The organism is Vibrio sp. Evd11 (assembly GCF_900382755.1).
Classification (GTDB): Bacteria; Pseudomonadota; Gammaproteobacteria; order Enterobacterales; family Vibrionaceae; genus Vibrio; species Vibrio lentus.
This window is the reverse complement of the sequence record NZ_OSDX01000018.1, coordinates 25,159-37,488: the sequence shown is the minus strand read 5'-3', so window position 1 is coordinate 37,488 and position 12,330 is coordinate 25,159. Positions and strand designations below refer to the sequence as shown.

Here is a 12,330-nt window from a genome sequence, read left to right as displayed (position 1 = left end):
ATGTCACTTGATTAGGGTATCGAGATGCGCACTAAAACAAAAAAAACAACAGTATACGATGTAGCAAGACTGGCTGGTGTTTCTCCCAGCACCGTGTCTCGCTTCCTTAATCGAACCACTTATGTGTCGGATGATAAAAGCCAAAACATTGAGCAAGCCATTAAAGATACGGGCTACAAACCTAACTTCCAAATGCAAGAAAACACCAACCGACGCTCGCTCACTATTGGTGTCTTAGTGCAACACCCTGATAGCCCCTACACCAGTCGTATCCTCAATGACATGGAGAAAACGCTGATTGCTCAAGGTTATTCATTAGTGATCGCAACAGGGCATTGGCAGAAAAAGTTAGAAATGCACGCGTTGGAGTATCTGGCGAAAAGTAACGTGGATGGCATGATCATCGTGACAGGAAGCATTACGCAGGAAGAGATTGCTAAGTATGCACAAGATATCCCTATCGTGATGGTTGGCTACGATTTTGTTGAGAATAATGTCCGCTCCATCAATATCGACAACGTGCTGGGTGGCTATATGGCAACCCTACATTTACTGCAACAAGGACATGTGAATATTGCTCACATCAAGGGCTTATCAAGCCAGCCTGATGCAGGTAATCGCTTTGAAGGCTATAAGAAAGCACTTCAAGAGGCGGGTATAAAAGTAATGCCAAAACTTGTTAAACAAGGTGATTTCAGTAGTGAATCTGGCTACGAGAAAACGGTAGAGTTGATTGAATCTAAGGTTCACTTCTCTGCTTTGTTTGCTGCTAATGACCAAACGGCTTACGGTGCGATTAAGGCGCTGTCTGACCACGGTTATAAAGTGCCAGAAGATGTGTCTGTGATTGGCTTTGATGACTTGCCAACGTCGAAGTATTTCACACCAGCGTTAACGACATTAAGACAGCCGATTGAAGAGATTGGTGGAGTGTGTGCTCAGTCGATCTTGAACTTGTTATCTGGCGAGAGGCATGAAGCAAGGTTGCCTCCGATTGATTTAATCGTCAGAGAGTCGACCAAATCATTGTATCGTTAGTTTCAAGAAAAGCATCAAGGTGGTGCGCCCTTGATGATTCGTATTGATGTCAGTGCGAACCGTGGTGCAGGAATGTCGCTGAGTAAAGCTATCCTCACTGCTGATATTTGCGCATTCACACTGTTCAATATGGGGCAGGTAAGCTAAAACACTTCTGCCCCAAACTGTGTTTGGGTATTGGTTTAACCTCATAAGGTTTATTAGGCCAACATCCTGTTGACCTAAGATTGGAACTAATAAGCATTCGTTACAGGTTCATCTTGCACATTCGCACACTTCTTAATTTGCCAGTTTGATATAGCTACACCTATTAAAGCCGTTAGTTCGTCACTCCACTCTTTTCGTTTTATGGTGTTTGAATCTTCTAAGTACCATGCATGTCTTTCAAGCTGCGAGCGTATTGCTGTTTTCCATTGTTTGTCAGACTTTGATGTTTCTAGAACCTGTTCAAATGTGAATAGCATTTGTGAAACAAACCACGGGTACTCTTCTTGAGTAACCCCATTTAAAACAATTTCGTTTCTATTCCCATAGGCTAATTTGGGATTTTCTGCGCAGTTTTTCAAATACTCTTGGTAAGTGGCATAAGCGGTCGCTCTTCGAGATTCCAGCCGACCTGACCGTAGTTGCTTTAGCGTAAGTATCAAAGCTAAAATGGCAACAATTGCCATTATGATATCAGCACGTTCATTCCAAAATTCAAAGGTCAAAAGCTGAGCTGCGTTGGTGTCTAGGCAAATCATTTTATGCTTCCTGCTGGTGGTGTCTTTGTTTTCTTGTTGGTTCTAAGTGATTGACCGCAATCTCTAAAATCGAACATATTCATCTCAAATGTAGATATCGATACTTGATGGGAACCGTGTGTGTGCGTAATGAGCTTATGGAATCGCTCTTTATAAGGAGCTTTCGCAACTGACCCACCAAACTCACCACTGTTAACTAGTACAACATGCTGATACATATGATAAAAGAGCGCATCAACCATGCTGTCAAAGGTCGCAATGTCTTTGTTCATCGCTGAAATAATATACGCGTGTGATTTATCTTTCAGGTCTGCACTTAGCTTTATATCTGTGGCGTCATAGCATATAGAGCCTGTCAGCTTGAAGCCGTCTTTTTCTTCAAAAGCAGGGTGAATCATTTCTACGATTAGTTGATATGGTCTCCAAGGTGTAATTTGGTTTACCTCATCAACAGTCATGTTTTTCTTTCCTTGAAGGCGTTTAATAAACCTCCTGCCATTGGCTCCTTTATTTGGGATGATCCACATAGCTGAATTGTTGAGGTCACGTTCGTTATGAATGTGACTAAAGCCAATTCCAGCAAAAACAATAGCTCCCGTTTTATCTGAAAGCCTTTCTAAAATGTCCAGATCATCGGGTGAAACAGAAAGTTCAGGCCAAACGATAAGATCAACTTTCCCTTTAAGATTTGGAGTTTCATTTACACTATCGACGCTAGCTATGTTGTGTAAGACTAACTCTGAAACGGAAGCTACGTGTCTTCTATGCTTAGCTCGGTATGTTGGTGTATCTAATTTTAAACCATAGAGATCGAAGTCTTTTGTTAAAGGTAGAAGTGGCTGAACCATCACAACATTTAAGTGCTTCTTGTCTTTTGGCCAATCCAACCTAACCTTCTCTGTATAGGTCGGCATGTTGGAGAGCGTACAATATGACCTAGCTTGGTCACCAGTTCGATTGTTTATGCACTTTTCTAGCTCGCCTAGAGTCCAAGTTTTCGGCCATGAAAATAAGCTATTGTTGCTTTCAACCCCTGGCCACTGTAATAGCTTGAACAATAATGTAGACAACCAATCACTCATTGGCGATTTACTAGCACCAAATGCTTCGGGTGAATGCATCATTCCGATCTGCCTTTTCAGCATATTGGACTTTATACCCCGATAGGCAGGCTTCTCAGACTGAAGGCTATTGCTGCTGCTCCAGTCGACAGACCCAAGTAGACAGCTTCTAATGAACATCCCAATGTAATAGAGGGGTTTGTGTTCATCTGTTAGCCACTTAGGGGGAGTGTGAAATAACTCGGTATCGTCGCCAAAATACTCTAACTCAACCTTCAGCTCACAAGATGATTTTAGTCTCAATAAGTCATCCCAGTCACTACATCGAACCTTAGTGTTCGCAATGTCTATAGGTGTATCGAAGTTGTTTTTATCTATTTCATTTAGTGACGATTGAACGAGTTTAAGTATGCCATTCTCATGCTTAAATGGATTGTCATCTGCTCTGATTACTGAAAGAAGTGATACCGACTTATTATTGTAGGACGATAGACTTCCTTTGATTTTTGCATAATCATTTAACCCAAGATAGTTGGCAAAAAGATGAGCTTTCTTAGGCCATTTTAGGTCAGTTGATTTCGCTTTTAAGTATAATTGCTCAAAGAGATCAGGACTATTGAGCATAAGTCTTTTACATATATCGCTTAGATCTCCTCTATTTAACTGTCTAGCTCTTTGGGAATGGGGGGAAAGTGTCGGGCGAGCAGGCCGACTATAGATCGATTCCAATGAGCTTGAAACAGAACGCAAGACCTTTCGTTTATCCAGTGCTAGTTGGTTGGCTAGTAAAACCGCTGTAGTGAACTCGGTAGGTTTTTGCTTGAGGTTTACGTTGCGGAAACCATTTAGTAGCTGGGTAATTAGATCAAATGGTTCGCTATCAATAACCTCTTTAAGAGGTGAGTCATTACGAACAAGACTAAAGAACAAAATCTGTTCTTTGAATGCTTCCTCAAAGGAATCTAGTGCTTCGAATTTACTGCATGCGTAATCCTCTAGGCATTCAAAGTAGCTTTCTGGATCGGAATGAGCAGGAAACGCCCACCTATCTTTTGTATGTATTGCGGTAGCAGAGTGACGAAGTATTTCACTTAAGCAATACTCAGCGAAAGTGGTAAGAGCGAGGTCATCTTGGTCTCGGATATTCTCAAGGCTTTGTATGATTGGACGCAGTATTCGAGCATGCGGAAATAGTTCTAGTCCTTTTTTTAGAAGTAGCAAAAGAGAAGGATCTTTAGTCCACTTTGATATTAGTTTTCGGGCCATTCTCTCTTGCAGATAATCCCATGCCCCTGGAATAGGTTCTCCAGAAGGGGTAACTTCTTGTGCGATCATGCTGCGCTTTTGGCGAAGAAGTGAATGGATTTTGTTGGCTGTAAAACGGAGGAGAGTATCTTTACGTACATCATTGAAAGTTCTGTCAATAAAAGCTAACTCACTTATACAATCGTTCTCGACTTCGTTACTATCCCAGTCTTCAACCTCAAGGTTATCTGTTAGTTCAATTAGTCCTTCAAGGTGTCCCAGTTGTTCATCTAGTTCATGTAGTGGCATTGGACCACTAAGCTTATTCTGTATGTGTGCAAGCTTAGATGAGATTGCTCCTTCTTTAGAACTGAATTTTTTAACTTTGGTTTTTTGGGGTTGAAGGATAAGGCCTAAATTATCTTGATATGGTTTGAAACGAGCTGCTATCACTTCACGGATTTCATTTTCAGATACTTCGTTTCTATCTGTTTTGATGATAAGTCTTAGATCGTCCACATAACGACAAGCATCTACTAGTAATATGTTTTCGTTTTCATCTAGATATTGACCTATCAGTTCAGCAATGTCCTTGTCGAAATCAAGCATGTAAATGTTTGCTAAAAAACCACCCGCGACGAGCCCTTGAGGTATGCCTTGATTATCTTCTAGGGTCTGTATGTGTTCATTTTTACACACCTCTGTATATAGGTTTTGAGATTCTTCTGTCCATTCCCAATCTTTAAATTGATCTAGAACGTGGCTAATACATTCATCAGTTTCTTTGCCAGTTATTTCTTTGACCAGATCCTTGATTTTTCCTGTGAGTATCGTCCGATCAACTGAGTCGTAAAACTTAGAAAAGTCTAAATGAATTTCATAGATTTCTTCTTTGCTTGTTTTAACTCGTTTAGCTTCACGACCAAAGTAGATAGGTCGCTCTAGAAAGCGCTGATAGTCGGTAAAAAACTTACTATAAGTATTGCTGTTACCCCAAGAGTATGATGCATTGTCATCAATATATTTACAGTGAAGCCTATTACCGTAGTTTATTAAACCCTTATCGTGCACGTCAGAGAACAGAGTAGAAGTGTCTCCTTGTTCAGTTTCAACATGGTTAGCTAGCAGCATCATCAATGCTGTAAAAATTGTCTGGTCATCTATCGAAACATGGGCCAAAGGCCTCATTGGCAATCGAGGGTTATCAGAATCATCCTCTTCACTATCTTTGTTTTCTGGAGTCCAAGTGAGAGTAGATTCATCATCCGATTTTTTGAATTTCCATGGGTGTGACTTTGGCGCAGGTATTAACTTTAGAGGAGATAACTCAAGGTCGTTTTCCCTAAGAGCTTCTGACAGAGAGGAAACCCTTAAATCAAGCTCAAGAGCAGATTTGTCTAAGTCTAAACCGTCGACATACCAGTTGACCCCTCTGATATGTTGGTGAGACTTTTTCCAAGCACTTGATAGGATAACTTCATCAGATATGAAGTCTTCCGTTGGTAAGATCTTGTTATATTTCTTGTGGAGTAACATAGATACAACGCTTTAAATTACGACTTTTTATATGTTACCGCGTTTATTGCGCTTATATGAATAAGAATTTATCTTTGTGATAGTGCAGAGCATTGTAGTGGATGAGAAAACTGGCCACTCGAACAGAGGTTTTGCCATACCCCTGATAATCCGTCAAAAGCTAAATTAGCAAATTCACTGACACAGAAATGTCTAAAAACGAGTTGAACGAAGCCGCTCTGCGACTATGACCCGACTACCAGCTAACCCTGTTTAAAGTCCGTTAATTTTAACAAACCTTCATAATCACTGGTTCGAATCACTGAGTTGATTTTTCATATACGCCAGAAACGAAAAATGTCGCATCCATGCGACATTTCTCTTTTGGCGGCCAAACCAGTTTTGCTATATCCATTCTAGATTTCAATCCATTAGGAGATTATTCAGAATGTACTTATAAGACGCTGTTAATGTTAATTAGTTCAATTTAAGCGGCATTTTTTTTCGATTTATTTTCTAAGTCGAATGACGCTTCAATCAATTTCTTGGTGTAGTCATTTTTCGGTGCATTGAAAATCTCTTCCGCCGAGCCCTCTTCCATCACTTCCCCTTTCTGCATTACTAAAACACGATCCGAAAGTGCTTTCACTACCGAGAGGTCGTGGCTGATGAAAAGGAAGCCGATGTTGTGTTTGGTTTGAATATCTTTCAACAGGTCAATCACGGTCAGTTGTACCGAGCGATCGAGTGCTGACGTTGGTTCATCCAACAAGATAAAAGAAGGTTCAAGAATCAGCGCACGAGCAATCGCGATACGTTGTCTTTGCCCGCCCGAGAACTCATGTGGATAACGGTTAATTGAATTAGGTTCAAGACGTACTTCAATCAGCGCTTTGCGTGCTCGTTCCAATCGTTCTTTCTTAGAGAGTTGAGGTTGATGCACCGTTAAGCCTTCGGTGATGATCTCCCCAACTGTCATACGTGGTGACAAAGAACCATAAGGGTCTTGGAACACCATTTGTACATCTTTCTTGAGTTTATGGCGTTCTTTGTCGGTTAATAAACTGACATCTTGGCCTTTATAAACAATACGCCCGGTACTTGGCAGCAAGCCGATTAATGCTCGTCCCAGTGTCGATTTTCCTGATCCGGATTCACCCACAATGCCTAGCGTTTCGCCTTGTTTAAGGTTCAACGAAATGCCTTTGACGGCTTCGAAATACTGATTTTTGCTCTTGATGAAATGTGATTTAACCAAGAATTGAACTCGGATGTCGTCGGCACACAATAGCTCTGGGGCTGATGCCTCAACAGGAACCTTAGCGCCTTTCGGAATTGAGTTAATTAGCATGCGTGTGTAGTCGTGTCTTGGGTTTTCGAATAAAGCTTGGGTCATACCTTCTTCAACGAGCTCACCTTTACACATCACCAGAACGCGGTCTGCAAAGTGTTTTACTACGCCAAGGTCATGGGTGATAAATAAAATCGCCATGCCCATCTTGCTTTGAATCTCTTTGATCAAAGAAAGCACTTCCGCCTGAACCGTCACATCCAATGCCGTCGTTGGTTCGTCGGCAATCAAAATATCGGGCTCATTAATCAAGGCCATTGCGATCATGATGCGTTGCAGTTGACCACCAGAAAACTCGTGAGGGTACTTAGTGTAGGCTTGCTCTGGCATTGGCAGATGAACAAGCTCAAACAGCTCAAGTACGCGCTGTTTGGCCTTTGACTTCGATACTTTACGGTGACACATGATGGCCTCAGCTACTTGAATGCCTACACGCAGATATGGGTTCAAAGAGGTCATCGGCTCTTGAAAGATCATGCCGATTCTATCACCCCGAATCGACTGCATTTGGCGTTCTGTTTTTTCGAGTATCGATTGTCCTTCAAACTCTATTTGAGATTGAGGGTCAATAATGGCGTTATCAGGAAGCAAACGCATCAGTGCGTTGGAAGAGACTGATTTACCTGAACCCGACTCACCAACAATGGCCAAGGTTTCGCTGGAGTTAAGGGTAAAGTTAACCTTTTTAACCGCATCAATGATTCCATCATTGGTTGTGAAGCTAACGGAGAGGTTATTGACTTTGAGAATGGCCCGGTCCGACATGATATATCCTTATCAATTTAAGACATTAGGTGAAGATTGAACTTCTGACGTTGTTTTAAGTTGCCCAAAATGGTGATGAGCACGCTGAATTTGTTCTAGCTCAAGCATCCAATGTGAGCTGCGCTGAGCACTGCAAAAAGCGATCAAGTGATTGAGTAGATCTTCACTTTGCTTCTCCAGTAGTGAATAAGTACGTTGAATCAGTTCAGTGCTTTCTAGAGAGATAAACTGCATCAGCGCGTAAGATTGATTCAATGTGTCGAAGGCTTGCTGTTGCAGCCCCTGACGGTTAAGTATTTCTGATTGAGCTACGCTTGCGTCTCTTAACCCTGCCAATAGGCAAGCAAACTGACAGGGTTTGATGTCGCTTTGGTACGCCGCGTCTTGGATGTGGTGAGGAAGAGAATTGAGAACATCACTATAAAGGCGTTGTGCTTCAGGCCAGTGACCTTGTTCCATTAACTGTTCAGCTTTTAGGTAGTGCATCCAGCATCGTTCAATTTCCATATCCACATCCTCAATTTATAATATCAGGAAATGTTAATGATATTTATTATCAATTGCAAATTAAAATCATTTACATGTTAGGTTGGTAAATAAAATAACCCTTTATTCTTAATAATCGGCTCAAATTGTGTGTTATTTGTTCAGTTGAACAGCGATGTTGCGTAAGTCACTAAATTTATAGGAAATTACATCTACACTGATTTTATCTACACCCAAGTAATAAAGGACTAAGGAGGCGGCCATGGCGATTCAAAGACTCAATACAGAACAGCTGTATCAGGTAGCAGAGCTAGAGAAGCTACCCTGCAAGTCGACCAAAGAACTGGCTCCAATTGACGAGATCGTCGGGCAGGAACGGGCGCAAAAAGCCGTTGAGTTCGCGATGTCAATTAAGGAAAAGGGTTACAACATTTACGCGATAGGACGCAATGGTCTCGGTAAACGAACCATGATCTTGCGTTATCTCAACCGTCACCCTCAAGAAGTCGAGGAGCTTTTTGATTGGTGTTACATCGCGAATTTTGAAGACATTCGTACACCTAAAGTGCTCAAGTTACCGAGCGGCGTTGGCAGCAATTTAAAGCAAGATATCGAAAAATTGATGCGTAAATTGCTTAAAGGTATGCCTCTTGCGTTTGATAACGAGATGTACTTTAGCCGTGCAGACAGGCTTAAAAACCAGCTGGCGGCCAAACAGCAAGCAGCGCTAGAAAGCATTAGCCAAGAAGCGAAAGAAAAGGGTATTAACCTAACGATTACCACTCAGGGCGATTACCAGTTTGTTGCAATGAACGGCGAGGAGCTTCATACCGAAGAGAGCTTTGATCTGCTTTCGCCGGAAGAGCAAGATCAGTTCGATAAAACCATTGATGGATTGGAAGTGGGGTTACGAACCATTTCCCGTGAATTGACCGAGCTTGAAGAGACTTACACAGAGAAAATTCAAAAGCTAAATGATGATACAGCAAGGGATGTGATAACCCACTTTGTTAAGCAGTTGAAGCAAGATTACAGCCAATACCCAGAGATCAAAAAGTACCTCACGGCACTGCGTAAGGATATTGTCGAAAACGCGGATATTTTCTTAGAAGAGAGCACTGAGCAAGCTGAAATCGCGACGGCTTCTTTGGATAAGAAAATGCCACGTCGTTACAAAGTTAACGTCATTGTTAGCCAAAAAGAACAGTCTCTGCCGATTGTGGTCGAAGAGAATCCGAACTACCACTCGCTGTTTGGTTATGTCGAAACGGCGACATTCAAAGGCACGGTATTTACCGATTTTTCTTTGATTCGTGCGGGCAGCTTACACCGAGCTAATGGTGGTGTGTTGCTGATGGATGCGGTGAAAGTGTTAGAGCAACCGTATGTATGGGAAGGGCTTAAACGAGCGCTACGTTCACGCCAACTGAGCTTCGCTTCATTGGAGAAAGAGGTGACCTTAACGGGCGCAGTATCACTTGATCCAGAACCGATTCCATTGGATGTGAAAATCATTTTGTTTGGTGATTATCGCACTTACCAATTGCTGCAGCATTACGATGCGGAGTTTGGTGAACTGTTCCGTGTGACGGCTGATTTTGAAGATGAGATGAAGCGTACCGCGGATTCTGAAATGCATTACGCACGCTTCATTTCGAGCATCGTGCACGACAACAATATGCTGCATTGTGATCGTAAAGCGATTGCTCGCATCATTGAGCACAGTTCACGTCAGGCTGGTGATCAAGGCAAGTTATCGCTGCATTCTGCACACATTGCGAACCTGCTTCGTGAGTCTAACTACGTCGCGAGAGGGGCGAAATCGAACCTGATTCGTTCCACCCACGTTGACCAAGCACTGTCTAATCAACAGATGCGTGTAGGACGACTGCAAGACAGCGTAATGGAGACGTTTACCAACGGTACGACTTTGATACACGTTGATGGCCAGGCTGTCGGGCAGGTTAATGCGTTGTCAGTACTCAGCACCACCGATCACATGTTTGGTGCGCCAAACCGAATTACTGCCACCACAGCTTATGGTGATGGTGAAGTGATTGATATTGAAAGAAACGTAGACTTAGGTGGCAGTATTCACTCGAAAGGGGTGATGATCTTATCGGCTTATCTTTCTTCGGTATTTGGTAAAACAGCGAAAGTCCCGCTTACGACCAATATTACCTTCGAGCAATCGTATGGTGGCGTGGATGGAGATAGTGCGAGTATGGCCGAGTTCTGTGCGGTAGTGTCTGCTTTTTCTAAGCAACCGAACCGTCAAGACATCGCGATTACTGGCTCGATGAACCAGTTTGGTGAGTCTCAGCCAATTGGTGGCGTGAACGAGAAAATTGAAGGCTTCTTTGATGTGTGTGAAATCAAAGGACGTTCAAATGAGCAAGGGGTAATTATTCCGCGCTCTAACGTTCACAACCTGATGCTGCGCAGCGACATCGTTAAAGCGGTTGAAAAGGGCGAGTTCAACATCTGGGCGATTGATCATGTGACAGAAGCGATTGAGCTGTTCACGGGTAAAGCGGCAGGTGAGGCGAGCGATGAAGGGAGCTATCCTATCGATACTATCTTTGGTATCGCTCAAGCTAAGCTTAATGCTTTACGTAAGTAGCTGAATACGCTTTATAAATAGCTCAACGCGTTAGCTAAGTAAGGTCGGGTAAATAACCGTTATCCTTTGATTTAGCTAAAACGAAACAGCCATCGACATTATCGATGGCTGTTTTTTGTTTGGGTTCTTTGATCTTTCGACGTTTAGAGAGGCGCTCAGATAGATGTTAAATCGGAACTGATGAACGCTTAAGCATTACGTAGACGAAGCTTAGTGCCATCGAATTTGAGTTTACCCAGTAGATTCTTCGCATTGGCACGGCCAACATCATCAAATTCGACGCCGTAACGTGCGTAGTGTGTCGATTTTTGCAAATTACACACTATGCCTCGTAGCGGAGGAATAAATGGACCGTTGTAGTTTCCAGGGGTGATCTCGATAGACACTCTATCGGCGATCTGAATTGGTCGTGACGTGGGTGATGTGACAAAGCGACAACCACTTTTCGAAAGATCTCGTATCTCACAATTCATTCGCTGATCATTAAAGATGATTCTGGAGTCTAAATTCACTTCATAACGAGTTTCTTTACGAAGTTGAGTCACTTGCATCGTACTTGGGGTCGATAACACCAAAATTGGGAAAGGTTCGCCAATATTATGATGAATCTGACATCTAAAGTGGATAAGCGCGCCTTCTCCTCTTAAGGAATAAGCTCTGGCCGTCATCCAAAACCCTTCTTGAAAGAAAAAGCGTAGGTCATCGCTTGAAACCTCAGGGACTTCAACCAAGATACAGTTCTCACTGTGTGTGCCGATAAACTTCGTGGTCGCTAGAAATTTAGTGCCAACTGGAGTCGATACGTTTAACGTCAGTTCACTGCCATGTTCAATCATGGCAAGGGCATCGGTACTATTAATCGTGGAAATAGTGCGATTTCGAGGATCTTGAAGTGCCTGATTATGCTCCAAAGGCTTCTTCAGTGGTGCGTTCATTATGTTTCTCCATGCGCCAACATGCGTCTGTTAGTTATATTGGTAACTTGCTAACAAGGTGTTATTACGTGCTAGGTTTAACAGAAGTACTTTATATTAATTTATAGAGTGATGTTTTTATTTGCTAGTTTTATATGAAGCAGGTAACTCTAAATTATTTATTGTGTTTGTAAGTACTTAGTTTTATTTATATGCACTTGCGTTAGTCTATTACAAGGAACTGATACTTCAAACTTTTATTGTTTGGCGTACCAATTATTTGCGGGAGTTGAGAATGAAGGCCATAAAATGGGACCAACAAGCTAGCCAGATCACGGTTGAGCTAGAACCAAACCAGTTCGCAGTTGTTAAGTATCAGAAGGATGGAGACGTGCTACATATTACTTCGACTCGTATCCCTGATGAACTGCAAGGCAAAGGCTTTGGCAAGGTGATGATGGAATCGGTATTACCTGAAATTGAACAGGCGGGTTTTAAAATTGTTCCAGTGTGCAGTTATGTCGTGCACTACATGAACAGACAAAAACAATGGTCGCATCTTCTATCCGATAAAGCATAGCAACGAGTT

At 42.4% G+C, this 12,330-nt stretch carries 8 protein-coding genes; 3 read left to right on the top strand and 5 right to left on the bottom strand.

Annotated features, from left to right (window positions below):
- Positions 1-24 precede the first annotated feature (24 nt).
- On the top strand, positions 25-1,038 hold the full coding sequence (locus ED652_RS10175; RefSeq protein WP_065105133.1) for a LacI family DNA-binding transcriptional regulator: 1,014 nt from the start codon (positions 25-27) through the stop codon (positions 1,036-1,038).
- 233 nt (positions 1,039-1,271) lie between these two features.
- On the opposite strand, the gene ED652_RS10170 is transcribed toward ED652_RS10175, so the two are convergent.
- The 4 genes from ED652_RS10170 to ED652_RS10155 form a co-directional block, all read right to left on the bottom strand.
- On the bottom strand, positions 1,272-1,781 hold the full coding sequence (locus ED652_RS10170) for a hypothetical protein (protein WP_122054651.1): 510 nt from the start codon (positions 1,779-1,781) through the stop codon (positions 1,272-1,274).
- Positions 1,778-5,623 carry a reverse transcriptase domain-containing protein gene (locus ED652_RS10165; protein ID WP_122054650.1) on the bottom strand — a complete coding sequence of 1,282 codons (3,846 nt, stop codon included), beginning with the start codon at positions 5,621-5,623 and terminating at the stop codon, positions 1,778-1,780. The genes ED652_RS10170 and ED652_RS10165 overlap by 4 nt, the downstream gene beginning before the upstream one ends.
- 466 nt (positions 5,624-6,089) lie before the next feature.
- Positions 6,090-7,718 (bottom strand): ABC transporter ATP-binding protein, encoded by a 1,629-nt coding sequence (locus ED652_RS10160; RefSeq protein ID WP_102485798.1) that lies wholly within the window; start codon positions 7,716-7,718, stop codon positions 6,090-6,092.
- A 12-nt stretch (positions 7,719-7,730) separates the two neighbouring features.
- Entirely contained in the window at positions 7,731-8,225 is a 495-nt protein-coding gene (locus tag ED652_RS10155; RefSeq protein WP_122054648.1) for a hypothetical protein, read from the bottom strand.
- Positions 8,226-8,466: 241 nt separating this feature from the next.
- Between ED652_RS10155 and ED652_RS10150 the strand changes: the two genes are divergently transcribed.
- The gene (locus ED652_RS10150; protein WP_017111390.1) at positions 8,467-10,827 is read left to right on the top strand and encodes a Lon protease family protein; all 2,361 of its coding nucleotides are present in this window, start codon (positions 8,467-8,469) and stop codon (positions 10,825-10,827) included.
- A 188-nt stretch (positions 10,828-11,015) separates the two neighbouring features.
- On the opposite strand, the gene ED652_RS10145 is transcribed toward ED652_RS10150, so the two are convergent.
- The gene (locus ED652_RS10145) at positions 11,016-11,762 is read right to left on the bottom strand and encodes a flagellar brake protein (protein WP_102383783.1); all 747 of its coding nucleotides are present in this window, start codon (positions 11,760-11,762) and stop codon (positions 11,016-11,018) included.
- 274 nt (positions 11,763-12,036) lie between these two features.
- Here ED652_RS10145 and ED652_RS10140 point away from each other — a divergent pair, with 274 nt between their 5' ends.
- Positions 12,037-12,321, top strand: a complete 285-nt coding sequence (locus ED652_RS10140) for a GNAT family N-acetyltransferase (RefSeq protein WP_029223601.1) — start codon at positions 12,037-12,039, stop codon at positions 12,319-12,321.
- Positions 12,322-12,330: the final 9 nt, after the last annotated feature.

Bases quoted from the DNA above. Each gene is read 5' to 3' on its own strand.
- ED652_RS10175 (WP_065105133.1), top strand. From the start codon at position 25: ATGCGCACTAAAACAAAAAAAACAACAGTATACGATGTAGCAAGACTG.
- ED652_RS10170 (WP_122054651.1), bottom strand. From the start codon at position 1,781: ATGATTTGCCTAGACACCAACGCAGCTCAGCTTTTGACCTTTGAATTT.
- ED652_RS10165 (WP_122054650.1), bottom strand. From the start codon at position 5,623: ATGTTACTCCACAAGAAATATAACAAGATCTTACCAACGGAAGACTTC.
- ED652_RS10160 (WP_102485798.1), bottom strand. From the start codon at position 7,718: ATGTCGGACCGGGCCATTCTCAAAGTCAATAACCTCTCCGTTAGCTTC.
- ED652_RS10155 (WP_122054648.1), bottom strand. From the start codon at position 8,225: ATGGAAATTGAACGATGCTGGATGCACTACCTAAAAGCTGAACAGTTA.
- ED652_RS10150 (WP_017111390.1), top strand. From the start codon at position 8,467: ATGGCGATTCAAAGACTCAATACAGAACAGCTGTATCAGGTAGCAGAG.
- ED652_RS10145 (WP_102383783.1), bottom strand. From the start codon at position 11,762: ATGAACGCACCACTGAAGAAGCCTTTGGAGCATAATCAGGCACTTCAA.
- ED652_RS10140 (WP_029223601.1), top strand. From the start codon at position 12,037: ATGAAGGCCATAAAATGGGACCAACAAGCTAGCCAGATCACGGTTGAG.